Genomic DNA, 19,698 nt, shown 5'->3' with positions numbered 1-19,698 from the left:
GGGAGACGAGATGCAGGCCGGGCCCTGCCGCGCGGTCGTCACCGATGTCCGCCACGGCGTTCAGGCGTTCAGCCCGAGCCGAGCACGCTGTGCGCGGCCCTGCGCGTGGCCTCGTCGGCGGCGAACACGGCGACCCCCGTCATCGGATGGGACCGTTCGCCGGCTCCGCCGCCCGATCCGCCGAGGCCGCCGAGGCCGCCGACCGATCCGCCGGCTTCCTCGACGATGAGCGCCAACGGGGCGTGGTCCCATATCTGCCCGCCCACCTGCACCGCCAGGTCGAGCTCTCCGGAGGCGACCAGGAGGGCGGCGTGCGACGACCACGGGGTGGCCGCCGCCCTGGCCGTCAGCGCGGCGACGGGCGCCCGGTAGCGCGCGGGGATCATCTCGGCCGGCGGGACGACCCCCAGCGCACAGGCCTCAAGGCCGCCGCCCGGTGCGGCCACCCGCAGTTCCCGGGTACGGACCAGCCGGCCGTCCTCGACATCGGCGCTGAACGCGCCCCGGCCGCGGGCCGCGTACCAGATCCTGTGCTGAGCGGGGACGACCGCCACTCCGACAGCCAGCCGGCCGTCCACCTCCAGAGCGATCAGCGACTGCCATCGGTCATCCGACCGCAGGAACAGCCCCGTGCCGTCGATGCCGTCGAGGATCCAGCGCCGGGAGCCCGTGCCGAGCTCGCCGGTCTCCTCCCCCAGGAAGGCGTCGTCCGGCCGTCCGGCGAGCAGGACGCGGCGGACCTCCTCCTCGACGGCGATGTCCGCCTCGGTCACCACCGAGCCGTCGTCCTTGAGGTGCGGGCGCAGTGCGGCGACCCGGGCCTGGTGGCGCAGGGCCACCGCGGCACCGGTGAGGGCAGCCTGCTGTGCGAGGGCAAGATCATCCGGCATGGTGTGCATTCTGCCGCGTGGCGCAGGCACCAGGACGCGGTTCGCCGCGATCCGGTCCGGGCCGCCGGAGGCCTCTGCGGACAGGAGCACGGCTACGCCCTTGCGCAAGGGCTTCCGGACGGCACCAGCGCGCCGGCGACGCCGTCCGCCGCGAGCCGTGGGAGCAGGAGGTTCCAGAGGGTCGTGACGGTGGTGCCGGCGGCCGCGGCGGGGCAGGGCGGGCTCTGCTGCCCGGTGAGCGTGCCGAGGCCGAGGGTGGTGGCCACCAGGGTGGCTGTCACGACGTCCGCCGGCACGGCCCGCGTCATCGCGCCTTCCCCGGCGGCCCGCCGCAGTGTGTCCCCGACCCAGGCCTGCCATACGCGGCGGAGGTCTCTCGACGCGCCGCACCACCCGGGCACCCGCCCCACGCCGAAGCCGACGCGCAGCACCGCGTCCTCCCGCAGTCCGCGGGCGAGGTCGTGGGTGGCGTCGATCAGGAGCTGCAGGGCGCCGCCCGCAAGGTGGCCCGCGCCGCGGCCGGTGATCCGGGCGAGCCGCTGGACCGCTGCCCGCCCGACCGCTTCGGCCAGCGCGTCCTTGTTGGCGAAGTGGTAGTGCAGGGCTCCCTTGCTGACTCCGGCGTGCGCGCTGATCGTGGAGAGGGACGCCGGCGCGAAGCCGTACCGGTCGAACATCTCGGCGGCGGCATCGATCAGATCGTCGTGGGTGCGATGTGCGCGGTCCTGCTGGGCCATCTCGGCACTCCGTTGCGGCGGGAAGCGGGCGTGAGGGCGGCAGGCCGGTTCCGGGCTCCGCGACGCCCACATTAACAAACCGCTGAACCGGTTTCTATGCGCTCCGGTCTGCGGCGCCCGCGTTCGACGGGCCGCCGCGCCATGTCCGTGCACGCTTCACGAGAACCCCACGCCGTAGCGACGCTCCGGTACATTTCGAGCCGCTGTGTGCAGGCCAGGGAGACGAGGAGTCCCGGATGGTGCGCCCGATACGTACGGATGTGGTCGTAGTCGGGGGCGGCCCGGTCGGCATGCTCCTCGCCGCCGAACTGAGCGGGTACGGCGTGGCCACGGTGGTCCTGGAACGCCGGGCCGCCACCTCGGAGAGACCCAAGGCCACCACGTTGCACGCCCGTACGGCGCAGACGCTGGCCCGCCGGGGCTACCTGCCCGCCCCCGAACTCTCCTCGTCGGTGGGCACGGTCAGCAGCCCGTTCCACTTCGCCGGCATCCCGGGCCTGCGCATCTCCGCCCCCGCGGGCGAACCCGAGCCCATAGTGAAACGGGCACAAGCTGATCTTGAGCGGCTCTTCGAGAGCCGGGCCCGCGCCCACGGGGCCCGCGTCCTGCGGGAGCACCGCATGCTGGAGGTCCGCCAACAGCCGGACAGCGTAGGGGTGGTGGCCGAGGGGCCGCAGGGGACCGTGACGTACGAGGCCGCCTACGTGGTCGGCGCCGACGGCGCGCGCGGCACCGTGCGCGAGCAGGCCGGCATCTCCTGCGAGGCGTACGAGCCCACCGTCTCCGCCATGATGGGCCTCGTACGCCTGGACGACCCGGACGCCCTGGAAGCCGGGTGGCACCGCACTCCGCACGGCTGGGTCGTCACCAAGGACGCGCCTGACGGCAAGACGCAGATCCGGACGGTCGACTTCACACGCACCCCCGCCGATCGCGACCGCCCCTTGTCGCTGGAGGTGCTGCGCGCGGAGACCTCGCGGATCATGGGCCGGGAGATCGGCATGAGCGCGCCGCGGTGGCTGAGCCGGTTCAGCGACTACGCGCGGCTCGCGCACACCTACCGCAAAGACCGCGTCCTGCTGGCCGGAGACGCCGCGCACCTGCACTTCCCCGTCGGCGGCCAGGGTTTGAGCACGGGTCTCCTCGACGTCCTGAACCTGGGCTGGAAGCTGGCGTTCACCGTGCGGGGCGCCGCGAGCGAGAGCCTGCTCGACTCCTACGACACCGAACGCCGCCCGGCCGCCGAGCGGGTCATCGACAACGTCCGCGCGCAGCTCTCCCTGATGCAGCCGGAGGTCCGCCTCGACTCACTGCGCAACGTGTTCAGCGGGCTGCTCGCCGAGGACCAGGGCGGGTCCCGTCTGGGCGCGATGCTCAGCGCCCAGGACACCGTACTGCCGGCCCGCTCCCCCGATCCCTCACCGTGGGAGGGCACGTTCCTGCAAAACATCGCTCTGACCACCCGGTCGGGAACGACCGATGTGACGCGGCTGCTGCAAGACGGCCGGATGCTCCTGCTGCTCCTGGGCGCCGGCCACGGTGCACAGCACGAGGAAGCCGCGCGGCGGTGGCCCGGCCTGCTCCGGGTCGTACGGGCCCAGCCGGTGTCGGTGATGCCCTGTGCCGCTCTGCTCGTGCGGCCCGACGGCTACATCGCCTGGGCCTCGGACGGCGGAGCCCTGCACCCGGCGCTGGCGGCGTATGTGACCCGCGGCGGGCGTGCGGGGCAGCCGGCCCGTCGGGGGCGGGCCGGGCGCGGCGTACGGCGTCAGCTCGCGGTGGCGACGGGCTCGCGCAGCCCTTCTTCCACCCGCGCGAGGCCACGGACCTCGTCGTAGACCAGGGCACCGCGGTTGGCGGAGAGGTCCACGGTGGCGAGCACTGAGGCCAGCACCACATTCGGCAGGACGTGGCGCAGTAGTTCCGAGACCCGGTGGCCGAGGTCCTGGTAGTTGCTGATGATCTGCGACATGGCCTGGACACCCGCGAAGGAGCCCACGAGGACGTCGGCGGTCTCGGAGGCGACCACGTGCGGCAGCAGCTCACCGCGCGCCTCCTGCAATAGCCTCAGGATGATCTCGCTCCAGCCCAGGAAGGGGCCGCTGCGGTCGAGTTCGGTCGCCTGCTGGTCCAGCGACAGGCGCACGCCCGCCCTGACCATCGGGTCGATCTGCAGGCGGTAGGCGTGCAGCGCGACGGTGTCGACGAGCTCCTGGGTCTTGCAGTTGCGGGCGGGGACGCTCAGGCTCTGCCCCTGTTCCGCCAGTACGCCCTGGGCCAGCTGGTCCTTGGACTCGAAGTGGAAGTAGAGGGCTCCCTTCGTCACACCGGCGGTGGCAAGGATCTCAGTGATGGTCGCCGCCTGGTACCCGCGTTCCTCGAACACCTGCGCCGCTGCCGCCAAGATGGTTCGACGAGTACGAATCGCCCGGTCTTGCTTGGCCACTGTCTCCTCCGTTCTCAGAGTCGCTGGGGGCGAGCCCCCTCCAAAAAAACCGTCAAGTCTGTATCTTACAACGAGCGGCTCCTGAGGTCTGTCCGCGGCGAGACTTTCTTCGGCCAAAAATGATGACCGGGCGTCCGGTTCCCGGACGGCCCTGCCAAGGGGGGCACACATGATTCTCGTGACGGGAGCCACCGGCACGGTGGGACGGCTGGTGCTCGACCGGCTGCCCGCGCACCGCGCGGTGCGCGTGCTGGCCAGAGACCCGTCCCGGGTCACCGTCGACCGCCCGGGCGTACAGGTCGTCCGTGCGGCCTACGAGGACCCGGCCGGCCTGCGGGAGGCGCTCGGCGGCGTACGCCGGGCCCTGCTGGTGACCACCCGGGTGGCGGGAGGCGACGACGACGTCTTCCTGCGCGCCGCCCGCGAGGCAGGGGTGCGGCAGGTGGTGAAGCTCTCCGCGGCCGCCGTCGTCGACGTGCGGGCACAGGATCTGATCACCCGCTGGCAACGGGACTGCGAGGCGGCGCTGACCTCCTCGGGGCTCGGCTGGACGCTGCTGCGCCCCCGCTCCTTCATGTCCAACTCCCTGTCGTGGGCCCCCTCCGTGCGTGCCGAGAACGTGGTGCGCGCGCTGTACGGAGGGGCGCCCAACGCCTGCGTGGACCCGCGCGACATCGCCGACGTGGCTGTGCGCGCCCTCACCGAGGACGGCCACGCGGGCCAGGCGTACACCCTGACCGGGCCCGAGCCCCTCACCGCGGTGGAGCAGACGGAGCAGCTCGGCCAGGTGCTCGGCCGGCGGCTGCGCTTCGAGGAGCTGGAAGCGGACCAGGCGCGCGCGTCGCTGCTGCGCAGACACCCTGAAGCGGTGGTGGAGGCGCTGCTGGAGAGCGCGCTGCGCCTGCGGGCGGGGGCCAAGGCGCACGTAGGGGACACGGTCCGGGCGGTGACGGGCAGCGCGCCCAGGTCGTTTGGGAGCTGGGCCGAGGATCACGCCGACGCCTTCGCGTCGGCCGCGCCGGTCACCTGAGGGGCGTCCGGCAGGCGGTCACATGTGAACAGGGCGGGCGGCGACGGTGGCGCTGAAGAGAGGCTCGCCGTTCTGCTCGCCGGTCACAAGGACCAGGCCCTCGCCGGAGCCGCCGGTGGGCACCGGGTGCGCCTCGATCACGCAGGGGCTGTCCAGTTCGGCGTAGCGCTGGAAGTCGCTGACGAGACGGATCGGCAGGAAGGACACCGCGTTCGGCGACGCCTGCCGCAGGACGGCCGTGGTGGCCTGACGGGCGGCCTCGATGAGCACCATGCCGGGGACGTGGTCCACCGGGTGGTCGAAGAGGATGGGGTGGCGGGTGTCCACCCGCAACTGCCAGCGGTTGGCCCCGGCCAGCGGCGAGAGCACGACGTCCATCGGCGACATCCGGCCCACGCTCTGCGGGGAGACCGGTGCGGTGAGCCGCAGCGGGGGGCGTTCGCCGGCGAGCCGGCTGCCGCGAAGGCGCTGGTAGACCTCGGGGCCTACACAGGTGTACGAGGCTCCGCCCGTGGCGACGATGTGCCCGTCACGCCGGACGACCGCCTCGTAGCGGGCCCCCGCGTGGCTCTGGCGGCGCTGCTTGACCTCGGTGTAGGTGACCTCCAGCTCCAAGGAGGCGGGGACGCCTTCCAGGCTCAGGTACTGGGGCCGCACGGCCACTTCGAGGTCTTGCATCAAGAACTGGTGACCGAGCGGAACGCTGAACTCCGCATGAGCAAGAAGCGAACCGACCTGACGGATTGTTTCCGTCACCATCAACGGATCGTAGTGCGTCCCGTTCACCGGCGTGAAGAAACTGTGGCCCCTGGGCCACTGGGCCGCGACCGTGAAGTGGGCCTCGTCGCGCCGTTCCCACCCGGTGAGCAGGACTTCCGCCACGGCGGCGCGGTGCACGAGCTCCTTGGGCACCGTCGAGGTGAGGGAGCCATAACGGGACAGCTCCGCCATAAGACGCGGCAACTGGTCGGTCGATTCTGCGTAGCGGAACGTACCCGTTGACATGAGTCCCCCAGGGTCGCGACATCGTCGGCGTGGAACGGTTGGTCATCCGTCTCGCTCGACTGAAGATACGTACCAACCGGTTTAATTTCTAGCTGTTGCGGGCCAGAGGACGGGACGAGAAGTGGAGGCGCGATCTCCTCTTCAGGGCGTACGCGAAAACGGAATGGCAAATTCGACACTCGCCGTATCGAAACTCTGATGCTTTCTTGACGCGGCAGGACACATACGGCACTCGACAAACAAAACGGCCGTCCGATATTTTCGGCCGGAAGTGCCGCGGCAATGACCAAGCCACGGCGCGCTCCAGCACGCCCCGGGGGGAAGGCATGCTCGCCACCAAGGACCGCGTTCCGACGCCACCGGCCGGCCTGTCGGCCAAGGCCGCGTCAGACCCCGCCCGCCGCATGTCCCGGCCCGAGGACTCGGCCGCCGATGACTGTCCCCCGAGCCGCGCGGCGCTTCCCTGACGGGACCGGACGCCCTTCGCACGCGTGCCCTTTAAAACCGTGCCGCGCCCGCCGAGGGCGAGCCCTCCCCCTGACGGTCCGGCGCACCGCCCCGAGCGGTCTCGCGCCGGACACGGCTTATCCCGTCGACATGTGAGCCGTATGCGCACTTGGGTCGCTTTGGTCGCTTGAGTCGCTTTGGTCGCCTGTCGCTGAGAGGAATTGCCCATGCCCGCGTGGGGCAGAAAAGCCGCCGCACGGACGGTGCTCCCCGAGAGTCTGAGCGACCGGGGCAACGCCGAACTCTTCGTCGCGCTGTACGGAGGCGACTTCCGGCATGTGCCGGGGCTCGGCTGGTACCGGCGGCACGGCCACCGGTGGGAGATCGACGAGGACGACACGGTGCTGTGGGCCGCCGGTGAGATGGCCGAATCCCTCGCCGAGACCGACCCCCACGGGCGCCACAGCGCGTCCGCGCTGCGCCGCCACCGTCAGCGCGCCCTGTCCACCCCAGGCATGAAGGCCATGCTGACGCAGGCCAGATCCGCCCCCGGCATGGTCCTGAGCGCCGCGCTCCTGGACGCCGACCCCTACGCCCTGTGCACCCCGGAAGGGGTCATCGACCTCACCACGGGCAGGCGGAGCGCTCCCGACCCGGACAACGACTTCCACTCCCGCGCCACCAGCGTCGTGCCCGGCCCCATGCCCACTCCCCGCTGGGAACGCTTCCTCACCGACACCTTCGGCGACGACGGGCCGGGCCTGCAGATGATCGACTTTCTGCACGAGCTGCTCGGCTACTCGATCACCGGTGACGTCGGCGCGCAGACCATGCCGTTCCTGTACGGGCAGGGCAGGAACGGCAAGTCGGTTCTCCTGGACGTGGTGGTCAGACTGCTCGGTGACTACGCGGACGCCGCCCCGCCGGGCTTCCTCATGGCCCGCCCCTTCGAAGGGCACCCCACCGACCTCGCCGAGCTGCACGGGCGACGCCTCATCGTGTGCTCCGAGCCCAAACCGGGCGACAGGTTCGACGAGTCCCGCTTCAAGCACCTGACCGGCGGCGACCGGATCAAGGCCCGCCGTATGCGCCAGGACTTCTTCTCCTTCGCCCCCACCCACACGCTCTGGCTGCTGGGCAACCACCGCCCCGAAGTGGGCACCGGCGGCTTCGCGTTCTGGCGCCGCATGCGCCTGATCCCTTTCGACCGCGTCGTCTCCGACGACCGCAAGATCGACAACCTCGCCGACCTCCTCGTCGCCGAAGAAGGCCCCGGCATCCTGGCCTGGCTCGTCGAAGGCGCCCGCCGCTACCTCGACGGACCCCGCGAACTCACCGGCCCCGAGCAGGTCAGGACCGCCACCACCGCCTACGCCGAGAGCGAGGACCACATCGGCCGCTTCCTCGACGAGCGCCGCCTCCTTGACCCGGCCCTGCGGGCCGGACAGGCCCGGCTCTACAGCCGTTACCGGGACTGGTGCCGGCTGGAGGGCCTCACCCCCCTCTCCTCCCGGGCCTTCGCCGCGCGGGTCAGGGACACCGCCGGCGTGGTCACTGGCCGAACGGTGATCCTGTCGAACCGGCGCACGTACTACCCGGCATCGGCCTGAGCGCTCAGCGGCGGCCGGCCACCTCGTCGAGCCAGGTGCCGAACAGGGCGCCGACCGGCCCCGGTCGGTCGAGATGGACGTTGTGGCCGGCGCCGTGCAGGGCGGCGTAGGTCATGTTCGGGTAGTGCTCCGGCAGGGCGAGCTGGTCGCGCCGGCCGACCATGTGGTCCTGCCGCCCGGTCACCAGCAGGTGCGGGCCCTCGTGGGTGGCGAAGCGGGTCTCCGGAGTCGTGGAGGGCGTGAACGCCTTGGCGAGTTCCTGTGCGTCCGCACGGTGATGGGCACGGAAGCCGGGGAGCACGTGGTCCCAGAACGCCGCCCACCCCTGCGGGTTCTGCCAGGCGGCGATGCCGGTGAAGACGGCATGGTCCGCCGGGTCGAGCGACGCCAGGAGCGCGTCGTCGCGGGCGAGCACCTGACGTGGCGCCTGGGCCCGCTGCCGGTGCGGCTGGACGACAGGGGCGAACAGGCTCACGCCCCGCACCTGCTCGCCCGGTTCGGCGAGGACATGGCGTGCCGGCCGGCCGCCGAAGGAGATGCCGGTCCTCCCGCCGCGCGAAGGCGGATTTCACCGGCAGCAGCAGCCGGTGATCGACCGTGTGGCCGTGCAGCATCAGTACCGGGGTTCCCTACCGAACTTGACGCCTCAGGCGGCCTCCGTCCGGCGGCTGTTCTGTACGACGTCGATGTAGCTGGCCACCGCGTCCCGGTTGCGGGTCAGGCAGTCGATGCGCTCGGTCATGCGGTCGCGTTCGAGCTCCAGGGCGGCGAGCATCTCCGGCGTGGCGTCGGGGAAGTGGATGGCCCGGGGCTTGTCGAGGCACGGGAGTATCTGCTTGATGATCCGGGTGGGCAGCCCGGCGTCGAGCAGCCCCCTGATCTGCATCACCCGGTCCACGAGGCGTTCGTCGTACTGGCGGTACCCGTTCGCGGAACGCTGCGAGACGATCAGCCCCTGCTCCTCGTAGTAGCGCAACAGTCGGCGGGACGTGCGGGTGCGCTCCGACAGCTCTCCGATACGCATGTGACCTACCTCGTCTTCCTCAAGTCGCCCAGCACTGGTGCGGTCGGCCGACGAGGGCGATCTGCCCCGGTGACGCCTCGCGCAGCGGTGCTCGCAGCGTAGTCGCGACCGCCGCCGTGTCAGCGGGGCGCGGCCCTCGCGGCGACGAGGGCTTGAGGAAGACAGGTACTTCTGACAGAGGGCCAGGATGCAGGCCCGGTGTGGTTGTGGCACGTGCCACAACCACACCGGGCGGAGGTTCTCAGACCGCCGCGGGCTTGCCGCCGTACTGGATGACGTTCGACAGGACGACGTCGTGGCTCTGCACGTCGATGGTCACCCGGTCGCCGTCGGCGATGCGGAACCCGTCGTGGAAGCTGGCCTCGTCGGCCCCCAGGAGCACGTAGTTCACCAGGCCGGGGCGGCGGACCGCCGGGTAGGTGAACAGGTGGTCCGCCATGTCCTTGACCTTGAAGTACAGCGAGTCGCCGCCGCAGGAGAACTTGCCCTCCCAGGCCGGCGCGCCGTCGCGTTCGATGGTGACCTGGCCGGTCACCGACTGCGGCGGCTCGTCGAGGAAGAGCCACGGGGCCATGGAGGTGTCGCAGAGCTTGCAGTACGGGTTCCAGCCGGGGTTCTGCCGGTGCAGCCCGATGTCGCACAGGTCGTTTCCGAAGGTGTAGCCGACGTAATGCGGGTTGCCCTCGTCGTCGTTGACGTAGACGAGAGCCATCTCGGGCTCCTCGATCAGCGCGACCGGGTTCTCGGGGACGACCAGCGTCTCCTCGGGCATCTTCAGCCAGGAACCGAAGCCCTTGAAGAACCAGTTCGGGGCGACGAACTCCTCGTCCTCGCCGGGCTCGGTGTCGAACTTGGACTTGTGGGTGCGCATGAAGCCGCTCAGCAGCGCGTTCCCACTGGCGGCGGGCAGCAGCGGCGGAAGGTAGCGCAGGTCCGGGTCCCCGGCGGTGACGGTGATCTGCTCGGCTCGCGCGGTGATGGCGGCGATGACCGCCTCAGGGCCGTCGGCCGCGAGGAACTCCGCCCGCAGCTGTCCGTCAAACACCCGGTACAGGGTCTGCGGCCGGCCGGGGACCGGCTTGTCGAAGCCCGCGTACCGCTCGCCCTTGTACTCGCACTCGAACAGGATGGACATGGTGGTTGGCCCTTCTACGGAGGTGGGCGGCCTGCGGCCGCGCTGGGGTGGAAGCAGAGCGCAGCCGGGGGCGGGCCCGTGCGTGCGGTGGTGATGGCGGATCAGGTGCTGAGGGCAGCGCCCGCGTGCTCGGCGCCCGCGTGCTCGGCGGCCGGGGCGAGAAGGTCGGCCAGGACCTCCTCGACGCGGTCCAGCGACGCCCGGATCCAGGGCAGGGCGAGCGGGTCGGCCGCGGTCAGGGCGGTGGTGCGCTGCTCCTCGGTGGCGCCGTAGAGCCGGCTGGTGGCGGCCCGCATCCGCAGGGACGTGGCCGGTTCCCCGAACGCGCTCGCCGGCAGCAGGCCCACGCCGTACCGCTCGACCAGGAGTTGGGCGAGCTCGGCGCCGTTGTGCACGCCGTGGACCTCGGCGAGGTGGCCGCGCAGCGGCTCGAAGTCGGGATACAGGTAGCAGGTGGCCGTCACCGGCGCCACGACGGCGCCCGCGGCGGCGAACCGCCGGGACATCGCGCGGGCCACCCTCTCGTGCAGGCGGCGGGAGGCGGCGATGTGCTCCACCACCTCGTCCGGCTCGCCGAAGGCGTAGGCCGCCGCCTCCTGGACGGGTGCCGCGGGGCTGGACCAGATCTGGCTGGCGATGCCGGCCAGCCGTGCGTGCAGCGCGCGCCCGGCGTCGCTGTCGGGGAGCCGGGCGACCCCGATCCGCCAGCCGCCGAGCGCCAGGTTCTTGGTGAGCCCGGTGGTGACCACGGTGCGTTCGGGTGCGAACACGGCCGGGGACACCGCCGGGGACGCCTGGCTGTCGAACACTAGATCGCAGTAGATCTCGTCGGAGATGATGACGAGGTCCAGTTCCCGGGCCGCCTCGGCCAGCCGGCGCACGGTGTCGGGCGAGGCGATGGTGCCGGTCGGGTTGTCCGGCGTGGTGACCACGACGGACCGCGGGTCGTGCCCGGCGGCCCTGGCGGCGGTGACCGCCTCGCGCAGCAGGCCGGGGTCGGGTACCCCGCCCTGCCCGGGAAGGATCGGGACGGCGAGCGGCCGCACGCCGATCAGTTCGGCCTGGGCGGCGTAACTGACCCAGCTCGGCGTGGGAATGACCACGTCGCCGCCGACGGCCAGCAGCAGACCGAAGAGCAGCGGCTTGCTGCCCGGCCCGCACACGACCAGGTCGCGGTCGGTGGGCAGCCCACGCCGCTGCCAGTAGCCGGCGATGGCGGTGCGCAGAGTGAGGCTGCCCGCCACGGGACCGTACGCGTTCTGCCCGGCGGCCTCGGCCAGCTTGGCCCGCAGCGCGGGAAGGACGGGCAGCCCGATCTCACCGCTGGCCATGGAGATCACCTGCTCTCCGGCCTCGCGTCGGCGGGCGATGGCCTCGTCGGCGGCGAGCGTCGCCGACATGGTCACCGGTGTGGGCTGGGGCATGACTGACTCCAACGGTCGGGTAGCGGACGGGGCGCCGGCGGCGGGGCCTTGGGCCTAGCCGTAGAGCTTGCGCAGTTCGGCCTTGCGGACCTTGCCGGTGAGGGTCTTGGGCAGCGCGTCGACCACCACCACGCGGTCCGGCCAGAACCGTTGGGCCTGGTCCGCCTCGCGCAGGTGCGCGCGGATCTCCTCCAGGGTGGGCTTGTCGCCGCCGTTGTGCACGAGGACCGCGAGGATCTCGTCCGTCACCTGGCCGGTCGGGCCCACCAGCGCGGCCTCGGACACCTTGGGATGCCGGGCGATGATCGACTCCAGCTCGGCCATGGGGACGACGACACCGTCGCGCATGATGGCGTCCTTGGCGCGGCCCAGGACGCGGATCCCGCCCCGGCCGTCCTCGCGCGCCACATCCCCCGTGTCGAACCAGCCGTCCTCGGTGAGTTCGGCCGCGAACAGGTCGTCGTGCTTGTGGTAGGTGAGGGCCAGGGAGGCGCCGCGCACCCGCAGGCGGCCCACGGAGGCCCGCTCGTTGGGGTTCTTGCAGTTGTCGATGCGGATTTCCATGGCATCGATCGGCCGGCCGTTGCTGTGCGCCGCCCAGTCCTGGTCGTAGTCGAGCTTGGTGATGGTCACCGGCCCGTTCTCCGACATGCCCCACAGCGAGTACGTGCGCACATTGAGGGTGTCGCGGAGCTCGTCCACCAGCGGCTGGAGTACCGGCGCCGAACCGGTCACCACGTGGCGCAGCGTGCTGACTTCGCGCCGGTCGGTGCGCAGGGACTCGGCGATGTCCATCAGTGTCGGCGGCGGGCCGTAGAGCAGGGTGGCGCCATAGCGTTCCACCAGATCCAGCAGGACCTCGTTCTTGCGGACGTCCTGGAAGGCGATGGTGCCGCCCAGCATGACACTGGCGAGGATGCCCTGCCCGAACCCGGAGTAGTGCACCAGCGGAGTGGAGACGGCGGCGACCAGCGTCTCGTCCAGGAGGAAGGTGTCGACGTAACCGCGCACGGCCGAGTGGATCGTGTTCTGGCTGTGCAGCACGCCCTTGGACATTCCGGTGGTGCCGGAGGTGAACAGCACGACGAACGGATCGTCGGGCTTGAGTTCGCGCCCCTGGAGGGCTTGCGCGTGCCGCTCCTCCCAGTGGACGCCGACGAAGTGCTCGTGGAAGTCGCGGGCGCCCTCGGGGGCGTGGCCGCCGACCACCACGACCTGCTCCAGGGTGCTCACTTCGGAGCTCAGGCGGGTGACGATCTCGGCCAGGGGGGTGGAGTCCCACTCCGGGACGGTGATGCACACGCGGGCCTCGGTGAGTTCCAGCCGGTGGCGCAGCTCCTCCTCGTCGCAGATCGGGGAGATCGGGCAGATGGCGGCGCCGACACGTATGCAGGCGAACAGCAGGGGCGCCATCTCCCACCGGTTGGGCAGCTGTACGGCCACGAAGTCGCCGCGCTGCACGCCGAGTTCGAGCAGTGCCCCGGCGAAGCGCTCGGTCATCTGGGCGAGCTCGGTGTAGTCGAGCGTGTCGGTGCGGCCCTGGTCGACCCGGCGGCCGGCGACCGCCAACTTGTGCGGGCGCTTGCTCGCCTGGTGGCGCAGGTCGTCGAGGAACGTCGCATCGCGCCACCAGCCGCGCCGCCGGTACTCGGCCGCGCGGTCCTCGGGGGAGTCCGCCGTGGTGCCGGTGTGCAGGGCCGGGTGCGTCGCGGTGGTCATCGGCGGTCCTTCCGGCGGGCCGTGAGCAGCTCGGGCAGCGGGTCGCCGGCGGTCGCGGCGGCGATCTCCAGCAGGTCCCGGGTGTTGTTCCGCACGCGGTCGCCGACCCAGTCGAAGACCCAGGCCTTGCGGGCCTGCGCCGACAGGTCGAAGGGGACGACGCGGGTGACCGCCAGGGCTGCCGAGGCGGCCCCGCCGATGTTGGCGATGACGCCGGGCACCAGGGTGGCTCCCGAGGCCAGCGCCTTCTCCTTGCCCTCGACGCTGGAGGCGAGGTTCCCGCCCTCGACCACCAGGCCGGCGCGCAGACGGTGTGCGTTGTCCGCGTTGAGCGCGTACTTCTGCGCCGCGAGGATCAGCAGGTCGGCGTCGACGTCGAGCCAGGCGTCGGGCCCGTCGGACACGCTCACGCCGTGCGGGAGCCGGGAGCGGTCGATGCGCCCGAACTCGTCGGTGACGGCGATCAGCTCGGCCACCGGCAGCCGGTCCGCGCTCAGGGTGCCCCCGATGTCGGCGACGCCCACGATGACGTGCCCGCGGTCCTCCAGGAACCGGGCGACCGCGCGGCCCACCGCGCCGAAGCCCTGCACGACGACCCGGGCCGACTCGGTGCGGCCGCCGGCCTCCAGGGCGGTGAGCGCGGCGACCCCGACGCCGTGACCGGTGCAGTCGATCAGCGGCTCGTAGTACGTGCGCCAGTCGATCGGCATGTCCGGGGCGCCCTGGCGGAAGCGGGGGTCGTAGCCGGCCTCGTCGAAGAAGACGGCACGGTCGGCGGGGGTGACACCCATGTCGATGCCCAGGTGGATGCCGCCGTGCAGCAGCGGCTTGACGGTGCGGCCGAAGGTGCGGAAGGTCTCCTCGCGGTCGCCGCCGTCGGAGACGATGCCGGCCTTGGCGCCGCCGATGGGCAGCCCGGCGAGGGTGAACTTGTGCGTCATGTCTCGGGCGAGTCCGGCCACCTCTTCCTCGGTGACCCCGGTGGTCATCCGGGTGCCGCCCATGGCCAGGCCGTCGTACAGCGAGTCGACCACGACCCAGCCCTTGAGGGCACCGCCGCTGCCGTTCAACGACACCGTGAACGCGGGCTCTTGGGCCTCTTGCGCCCGGGGGTTTTCCTTCATGCTGTAGACCTCGTGATCGGTTCGAAGCGGTTGAGTCGGTACTTCGGTACTGATGGGGTGTCGGCGGCCGCGGGCCGCCCGCCGCCGCTCACTGGTAGAGGTCGGCGAAGCCGCGCAGGATTTCCATCCCGTCGCCGCGGAACTCCAGGTGCGCCTGGGCGCCGTAGATCCGGCCGTCGTCGGAGCGCAGGAACTCCACGGGCGCGTGCTCGGAGCGTCCGATGGAGCAAAAGCCCTCCGGTGCCGCCTGCAGGTACAGGGTGTGGCGGTGGAAGACCGTCACGGTCGGCTTGACGTAGGAGAAGAGGGGGTCCTCCTTGTCGACCTGTACGTCGTGGCCGCCGACTCGCTGGGGGCCCTCGGCGAGCTGTCCACCGTGGGCGACGGCGAGGATCTGCATGCCGCCGCAGATGCCGAAGACGGGGACGTCCGCGCCCATGACGAGGTCGATGAGGGGCCGGTAGTAGTCGCTGTCGTAGGCCCGCACCTTGGTTCCGCTCAGCACGATGGCCTGGTAGCGCGCATCGAGCCGGCCGGGCACCGACGCGGCGTCGACGGTGTCGGTCTCGGAGCCCAGTTGTTCGAAGCGCGTGCGCAGCTGCTTGAGGGAAAGCGTTCCGTTGTTCACCACGAGAACCCGGGATGTCGCCACGTGCTCTGCTCCTGTCGCTGGTGGGGTGTGCTGTCATCGCCCGGTCGCGCGGGCGGTGACAGGGGGGCATCTCACGTCCTGGTGATGACGGTGCCGGTGCGTTCGGCGAGCAGCTCCGAGACGGGGGCGCTGCCGATGATGACGCGCTCGACGCCCCGGTCCAGGGCTTCGCCGGCGGCCCGCAGCTTCTTGCGCATGCCGCCGGTGGCGCCGCGGTCGCGGAAGTCGGCCGCGGCCTGTGCGGTGATCCGCCGGACGGGCTTGTCGTCGATCAGCAGGTGGGCGACGTCGGTGACCAGGGTCAGCGACGTGGCCCCGGTCGCGCCCGCGAGGGCGGCGGCGGCCCGGTCGGCGTCGGTGTTCACCTCCTGGCCCGCGGTGTTGCGGGCCAGCGGCGTGACGAGGTAGCAGTGGCCCGCCCGCAGGTTCTTCAGCGCGCCGGGGTCCACATCGGTGATGGGTCCCACCAGGTTGTCGAGTTCGACGAGCTGCTTGTCGCGCCACCACCAGCGCTCGCCCTGGCCCGCCTGGACCAGGCCGTCGCTGCCCAGGACGCGCTCGGCGGTGATGCCGCGCTCCTCCAGCAGGGCGAAGACCTGCTCGCCGAGGGTGTCGCTGACGGTCTTGATGTCGGCGATCACCTCGGGGGTGGTCCACCGGCTCTGGTTGCCGTAGCGGTCACGCAGGATGGCCGAGGGGTCGCTGTAGCGCGAGCTCAGCTGCTTCAGCGGCTTGGACCAGCCGTGGACCAGGATCAGGGGGTGGTTGCGGCCGTGCCGGGCCAGGTCGTCCCACCAGCCCCGCGTCATGTCGTCCAGGCAGCTTCCGCCCAGTTTGACCACGGTGGGTACGGTGCTCATGCGGGCACCAGCGGCTGCATCGTCAGCCCCATCTCTTCCGGGAGGTGAAAGCGCTTGTTGAGTGCCTGGACGGCCTGGCCCGCCGCGCCCTTGAGCAGGTTGTCCAGGGCGGAAAGGACGACGATGCGGCCCCCCTCGGGGTCGTGCATCACGGTCACGTCGCAGAAGTTGGACCCGAGGACCGCCTGCGGGTCGGGGACGGGAATCATCGTCTCGTCGTGCCTGCGGACGCGGACGAACCGGTGCTCCTTGTAGAAGCGCACGTAGGCGCGCTGCAACGCGCGGGCGTCCACCTCGTCGTCGGTGAGCACGTAGGAGCTGGCGAGCAGTCCCCGTACGTGCGACACCCCGTAGGCCGACATCGTCAGGGAGCCGAGTGTGCCCGGCTTGCTGCGGTGCAGGAAGTCGCTGACCTCGGCGGCGTGACGGTGCCCGGTGGGGGCGTACGGCGTGATGGCGCCGTTGCGGTAGGGGTGCAGGCCGGGGGTGCGCAGCTGCTGGCCGCTGCCGCTGGAGCCGCTCTTGCCGTCCACCAGCACGGTCTTGAGTTCGAGGCCGAGCGCGAGGGTCAGCGGGGCGAGGCCCAGGGTGATCGCGGTGGCGTAGCAGCCGGGCAGGGAGATCAGCGGGGCGTCGGCCATCTGGTCCCCGACGAGCTCGGGCGCGCCGTAGACGAAGCGGTCGGCCAGTTCGGCCTGCCGTGCGACCTTGGGGTACCACCGCTCGTGGAGCTCGGGGGTACGGATGCGGAAGGCGCCGCTCAGGTCGATGACGCTGGGGACCTGTCCGGCCAGGGCGGGGGCGAGTTCGGCCGACACCTCGGCGGGCGTGGCCAGCAGCACCACGTCACACCTGTCGGAGAGGTTTGTGGTGGCGGCCTCGACGGCCAGGCCCACATCCTGGCGCAGGCCCGGATGGAGTTCCGCCGGGCGGCGGCCGATGTTCGAGGATCCGCCCAGGAAGGTCAGTTCCAGTTCGGGGTGCTGGCCGATCAGGCGGATCAGCTCGCCGCCGGCGAATCCTGAGGCGCCGACTATGCCTACGCGGATCATGCGAGGATCTCCTGCAGATAGCGGCTGATGGCGGAGGGGATGTCCGCCCCGGTGGCCTGGGCGATGGTCCTGAAGGCCGGCGCGTGGTTGACCTCGTTGACGACGTAGCCCTCGGGCGTGGTGAACAGGTCGATGCCGTAGATGCCTTCGCCGAGTTCGTTCACGACGCTGTCCACGATCTTCAGGAGCTCGGGGTCGTGGTCCAGGGCGCGGTTGCGGTTGCCCAGGGCGGCGTTGCTGCGCCAGTCGCTGCCGGCGCTCTCGAACTCCGCGGCGGCCACCAGTTCGCGGCCCACGACGAAGCAGCGGATGGAGGTGCCGCCGTCCAGGAACGGCTCGGCCAGGCAGGCCTGTTCGAAGCCGTGCCCGAGGTCCTCGACGTAGTCGTAGACGGAGTGGGCGGTGTCGGCGTCGCGGATGAGGGTGACCCGTTTGCCCATGCCGCCGAAGACGGGCTTGAGGACCAGCGGCAGGGGCAGCTCCTCCAGGGCCTTGTCGAAGTCCTGTCGGGACAGGACGAGCCGGAACTGCGTCACCGGCACCCGGGCCTTGCTGAGCACGGTGCGCAGGGTCAGTTTGTTCTCGCAGGCCTGGATGGCGGCGGCCGGGTTCAGGGTGCGGATGCCCGATGCCTCGGCCTGGGTGGCCAGCAGGCCGCCGCGTGTGTAGCTGCGGCTGCGTACGAGCAGGACGTCGAAGCCGTTGAGTGTCTGCGCCTGGGGGTCGCCGAGGCACAGGGATTCGTCGTTGACCCACTCGATGTCCAGGCCGAAGTACGGGGCCTTGTGGATCAGCTGTCGTTCCTCCCAGCTGATTCTGTCCGCCACGATGGCGATCTTGTTGCCCATGAAGGGACTCCTACTCCTTGCTTCCGGTCGCTCTCACTGGCCCCAGTCGCGGAGCTTGACCTCGACCATCTGCAGGTCGAGCGTGCCGCCTCGGACGTCCTCGACGCGGAGGGTGAGCATGCACTCGGGGCAGCCGAGGGTCTCGCCCTTGTCCATGGGCGGGGTGGTGACGTCGGTCTCGCACTCGGGGCAGGTACCGGTGAGCGTGGACGTGGACATGTGTTTCCTCCAGAGGGCTGGGTGGGGCTCAGTTGGACAGGAAGTCGACGGCGGCCTTGCGGATGGCGTCCCGGTCGAGCAGCGGACGTCCCTCCCGCTCCTGGCGCGCCGTGAGCCAGGTGGTGAAGGCGTCGACGTCGACATCGAGGGCTTCGTCGGCGAGCGCCCACGTGACCAGGGGGACCGTCAGCCGGGATCGCACGCGCAGCTCGCGACGGTTGCCGACGAGCTCCGCGGGGAGGGTCTCGTATGCCTCGGGGCTGGTGAGCTGGCCGGGCAGTTCGTAGGCGAAGGCGTGCTCGGTGGTGGGCCCGGACTGGAAGGCCTCGCCCAGCCCGGCCCCCGCCAGCGCCACCCGGGACAGCTCGGTGAGGTGGGACAGGTCGAAGCGGGTGTCGCCGTGCAGGACGCGCAGCGAGGTCAGCAGTTCGGCCAGTGGTGCGTTGCCGCCGCGCTCGCCGATGCCGCCGACCGTCGCCGAGATCCACTGGGCGCCGGCCCGGACGGCGGCCAGGGAGTTGGCCACGGCCATGCCGAGCATGTTGTGCGAGTGGATCTCGATCTCGGAGCCGTCGATCGCGGTGAGGTCCGCGATCTTCTCCTCCATCTGCCAGGGCGAGAGGTAGGCGACGGTCTCGGCCAGCCGGAACCGGTCGGCTCCGGCCGCGAAGCCGGCGCTGACGTAGGGGACGAGCCGCTCCTTGGGCGTGCGGGCGCCGTCCTCACCGCTGAAGGTGACGTGGAAGCCGCGGTCCTTGGCCCCCTCGATGGCCGCGCGGGCGAGCGAGGTCAGGTACTTCGCGCTCGGCGAGGCCAGCTTGAGCCGCGCGTGCTCCTGGGAGGTGGGGATGGAGAACATGACGGACTTGACGCCCAGGCGCAGGGCCTCGTCCAGCGCCGCCGCCACCTGCTGACGGTCCCTCACCACGACGAGGGTCAGGCTGCGCTCGGGGCCGACCGCCTCGTGGGTGGCCAGGATGAGGTCGGCGTCCTTGGAGGAGGGGCCGGACACCATGCCGACCTCGACCAGTTCCACGCCCGTCCGCACGAGCAGGTCGGCGATGCCTGCGGCGTCCTTGGCGCTGAACTCGACGCCCGCCATATGGGCGGAGTCCCGCAAGGTCGCATCCGATATGCGGGGCTTTATCGTTCCTCGGTCTTCTGCTGCTGACATTGCACGGACTCTTTCCTCCAGAACCTTCTACAAATTCTGGTCGTCGAGTTCGACAGGGCATGGCGGCCACCTCGGCCAGGGCGCACTACATCTGCCAGTTAATTCGGCGAAAGCGGGCCAGGGGAATGCTTTGAACGCCTGTCACCAGCATGTTCGGCCACACAACCCGCGTCAAGGCTCTCCATGTTCGAGACCTGTCAGAGAACGTCACGCAATGTCAGAGGTCCATGGGATTCACCGATGCGGCCTGCCCGCAGCGGAAATCTACGATTAGCATCAATGAGCAGCGGAGAACAGTCTCC

At 71.1% G+C, this 19,698-nt stretch carries 19 protein-coding genes; 3 read left to right on the top strand and 16 right to left on the bottom strand.

Annotated elements, in window-relative coordinates; translation table 11 throughout:
* Window positions 1–68: 68 nt before the first annotated feature.
* Both ACOBQB_RS09575 and ACOBQB_RS09570 read right to left on the bottom strand, forming a co-directional pair.
* Entirely contained in the window at window positions 69–890 is an 822-nt protein-coding gene (locus ACOBQB_RS09575) for an inositol monophosphatase family protein (protein WP_423590583.1), read from the bottom strand.
* A 92-nt stretch (window positions 891–982) separates the two neighbouring features.
* On the bottom strand, window positions 983–1,627 hold the full coding sequence (locus ACOBQB_RS09570; RefSeq protein ID WP_423590582.1) for a TetR family transcriptional regulator: 645 nt from the start codon (window positions 1,625–1,627) through the stop codon (window positions 983–985).
* Between the two features lie 236 nt (window positions 1,628–1,863).
* Here ACOBQB_RS09570 and ACOBQB_RS09565 point away from each other — a divergent pair, with 236 nt between their 5' ends.
* On the top strand, window positions 1,864–3,465 hold the full coding sequence (locus tag ACOBQB_RS09565) for an FAD-dependent monooxygenase (RefSeq protein WP_423590580.1): 1,602 nt from the start codon (window positions 1,864–1,866) through the stop codon (window positions 3,463–3,465).
* On the opposite strand, the gene ACOBQB_RS09560 is transcribed toward ACOBQB_RS09565, so the two are convergent.
* Window positions 3,396–4,073 (bottom strand): ScbR family autoregulator-binding transcription factor, encoded by a 678-nt coding sequence (locus ACOBQB_RS09560; RefSeq protein WP_423590579.1) that lies wholly within the window; start codon window positions 4,071–4,073, stop codon window positions 3,396–3,398. The genes ACOBQB_RS09565 and ACOBQB_RS09560 overlap by 70 nt on opposite strands.
* 169 nt (window positions 4,074–4,242) lie before the next feature.
* Here ACOBQB_RS09560 and ACOBQB_RS09555 point away from each other — a divergent pair, with 169 nt between their 5' ends.
* Window positions 4,243–5,103, top strand: a complete 861-nt coding sequence (locus ACOBQB_RS09555; protein WP_423590577.1) for an NAD(P)H-binding protein — start codon at window positions 4,243–4,245, stop codon at window positions 5,101–5,103.
* An 18-nt stretch (window positions 5,104–5,121) separates the two neighbouring features.
* Here the strand turns inward: ACOBQB_RS09555 and ACOBQB_RS09550 are convergent, their stop codons facing one another.
* Entirely contained in the window at window positions 5,122–6,108 is a 987-nt protein-coding gene (locus ACOBQB_RS09550; RefSeq protein WP_423590575.1) for a ScbA/BarX family gamma-butyrolactone biosynthesis protein, read from the bottom strand.
* Window positions 6,109–6,782: 674 nt separating this feature from the next.
* Here ACOBQB_RS09550 and ACOBQB_RS09545 point away from each other — a divergent pair.
* Window positions 6,783–8,165 (top strand): DNA primase family protein, encoded by a 1,383-nt coding sequence (locus ACOBQB_RS09545; protein WP_423590574.1) that lies wholly within the window; start codon window positions 6,783–6,785, stop codon window positions 8,163–8,165.
* Between the two features lie 4 nt (window positions 8,166–8,169).
* On the opposite strand, the gene ACOBQB_RS09540 is transcribed toward ACOBQB_RS09545, so the two are convergent.
* The 12 genes from ACOBQB_RS09540 to ACOBQB_RS09485 form a co-directional block, all read right to left on the bottom strand.
* On the bottom strand, window positions 8,170–8,640 hold the full coding sequence (locus ACOBQB_RS09540; RefSeq protein WP_423590572.1) for an alpha/beta fold hydrolase: 471 nt from the start codon (window positions 8,638–8,640) through the stop codon (window positions 8,170–8,172).
* A 171-nt stretch (window positions 8,641–8,811) separates the two neighbouring features.
* A complete protein-coding gene (locus ACOBQB_RS09535) occupies window positions 8,812–9,189 on the bottom strand; it encodes a MerR family transcriptional regulator (protein ID WP_423590571.1) in 378 nt (125 codons plus the stop codon).
* A 241-nt stretch (window positions 9,190–9,430) separates the two neighbouring features.
* Window positions 9,431–10,324 carry a fumarylacetoacetate (FAA) hydrolase gene (locus ACOBQB_RS09530; RefSeq protein ID WP_423590569.1) on the bottom strand — a complete coding sequence of 298 codons (894 nt, stop codon included), beginning with the start codon at window positions 10,322–10,324 and terminating at the stop codon, window positions 9,431–9,433.
* A gap of 101 nt (window positions 10,325–10,425) precedes the next feature.
* On the bottom strand, window positions 10,426–11,748 hold the full coding sequence (locus tag ACOBQB_RS09525; RefSeq protein WP_423590567.1) for a pyridoxal phosphate-dependent aminotransferase: 1,323 nt from the start codon (window positions 11,746–11,748) through the stop codon (window positions 10,426–10,428).
* 54 nt (window positions 11,749–11,802) lie between these two features.
* Entirely contained in the window at window positions 11,803–13,467 is a 1,665-nt protein-coding gene (locus tag ACOBQB_RS09520; RefSeq protein WP_423590565.1) for an AMP-binding protein, read from the bottom strand.
* Window positions 13,464–14,591, bottom strand: a complete 1,128-nt coding sequence (locus ACOBQB_RS09515) for a Glu/Leu/Phe/Val dehydrogenase dimerization domain-containing protein (RefSeq protein ID WP_423590564.1) — start codon at window positions 14,589–14,591, stop codon at window positions 13,464–13,466. The genes ACOBQB_RS09520 and ACOBQB_RS09515 overlap by 4 nt, the downstream gene beginning before the upstream one ends.
* Before the next feature lie 88 nt (window positions 14,592–14,679).
* Window positions 14,680–15,243, bottom strand: a complete 564-nt coding sequence (locus ACOBQB_RS09510) for a type 1 glutamine amidotransferase (protein WP_423590563.1) — start codon at window positions 15,241–15,243, stop codon at window positions 14,680–14,682.
* 71 nt (window positions 15,244–15,314) lie between these two features.
* Entirely contained in the window at window positions 15,315–16,103 is a 789-nt protein-coding gene (locus tag ACOBQB_RS09505) for an acetylglutamate kinase (protein ID WP_423590561.1), read from the bottom strand.
* Window positions 16,100–17,155, bottom strand: a complete 1,056-nt coding sequence (gene argC / locus ACOBQB_RS09500; RefSeq protein WP_423590560.1) for an N-acetyl-gamma-glutamyl-phosphate reductase — start codon at window positions 17,153–17,155, stop codon at window positions 16,100–16,102. Before argC ends, ACOBQB_RS09505 begins: the two co-directional genes overlap by 4 nt.
* On the bottom strand, window positions 17,152–18,003 hold the full coding sequence (locus ACOBQB_RS09495) for an ATP-grasp domain-containing protein (protein WP_423590559.1): 852 nt from the start codon (window positions 18,001–18,003) through the stop codon (window positions 17,152–17,154). Before ACOBQB_RS09495 ends, argC begins: the two co-directional genes overlap by 4 nt.
* A gap of 33 nt (window positions 18,004–18,036) precedes the next feature.
* Complete coding sequence (locus tag ACOBQB_RS09490; protein ID WP_423590558.1) at window positions 18,037–18,222, bottom strand: lysine biosynthesis protein LysW; 186 nt, start codon at window positions 18,220–18,222, stop codon at window positions 18,037–18,039.
* 28 nt (window positions 18,223–18,250) lie between these two features.
* The gene (locus ACOBQB_RS09485) at window positions 18,251–19,396 is read right to left on the bottom strand and encodes an isopropylmalate synthase (RefSeq protein WP_423590557.1); all 1,146 of its coding nucleotides are present in this window, start codon (window positions 19,394–19,396) and stop codon (window positions 18,251–18,253) included.
* Window positions 19,397–19,698: the final 302 nt, after the last annotated feature.

Source organism: Streptomyces sp. G5(2025), assembly GCF_049542075.1.
Taxonomy (GTDB): Bacteria; Actinomycetota; Actinomycetes; order Streptomycetales; family Streptomycetaceae; genus Streptomyces.
This window is presented reverse-complemented; position numbering and strand designations above follow the sequence as displayed.

Coding starts and splice junctions, on each gene's coding strand:
- ACOBQB_RS09490 (WP_423590558.1), bottom strand. CDS start 18,222: ATGTCCACGTCCACGCTCACCGGTACCTGCCCCGAGTGCGAGACCGAC.
- ACOBQB_RS09555 (WP_423590577.1), top strand. CDS start 4,243: ATGATTCTCGTGACGGGAGCCACCGGCACGGTGGGACGGCTGGTGCTC.
- ACOBQB_RS09515 (WP_423590564.1), bottom strand. CDS start 14,591: ATGAAGGAAAACCCCCGGGCGCAAGAGGCCCAAGAGCCCGCGTTCACG.
- ACOBQB_RS09530 (WP_423590569.1), bottom strand. CDS start 10,324: ATGTCCATCCTGTTCGAGTGCGAGTACAAGGGCGAGCGGTACGCGGGC.
- ACOBQB_RS09520 (WP_423590565.1), bottom strand. CDS start 13,467: ATGACCACCGCGACGCACCCGGCCCTGCACACCGGCACCACGGCGGAC.
- ACOBQB_RS09485 (WP_423590557.1), bottom strand. CDS start 19,396: ATGTCAGCAGCAGAAGACCGAGGAACGATAAAGCCCCGCATATCGGAT.
- ACOBQB_RS09495 (WP_423590559.1), bottom strand. CDS start 18,003: ATGGGCAACAAGATCGCCATCGTGGCGGACAGAATCAGCTGGGAGGAA.
- ACOBQB_RS09570 (WP_423590582.1), bottom strand. CDS start 1,627: ATGGCCCAGCAGGACCGCGCACATCGCACCCACGACGATCTGATCGAT.
- ACOBQB_RS09525 (WP_423590567.1), bottom strand. CDS start 11,748: ATGCCCCAGCCCACACCGGTGACCATGTCGGCGACGCTCGCCGCCGAC.
- ACOBQB_RS09535 (WP_423590571.1), bottom strand. CDS start 9,189: ATGCGTATCGGAGAGCTGTCGGAGCGCACCCGCACGTCCCGCCGACTG.
- ACOBQB_RS09545 (WP_423590574.1), top strand. CDS start 6,783: ATGCCCGCGTGGGGCAGAAAAGCCGCCGCACGGACGGTGCTCCCCGAG.
- ACOBQB_RS09575 (WP_423590583.1), bottom strand. CDS start 890: ATGCCGGATGATCTTGCCCTCGCACAGCAGGCTGCCCTCACCGGTGCC.
- ACOBQB_RS09565 (WP_423590580.1), top strand. CDS start 1,864: ATGGTGCGCCCGATACGTACGGATGTGGTCGTAGTCGGGGGCGGCCCG.
- argC (WP_423590560.1), bottom strand. CDS start 17,155: ATGATCCGCGTAGGCATAGTCGGCGCCTCAGGATTCGCCGGCGGCGAG.
- ACOBQB_RS09505 (WP_423590561.1), bottom strand. CDS start 16,103: ATGAGCACCGTACCCACCGTGGTCAAACTGGGCGGAAGCTGCCTGGAC.
- ACOBQB_RS09550 (WP_423590575.1), bottom strand. CDS start 6,108: ATGTCAACGGGTACGTTCCGCTACGCAGAATCGACCGACCAGTTGCCG.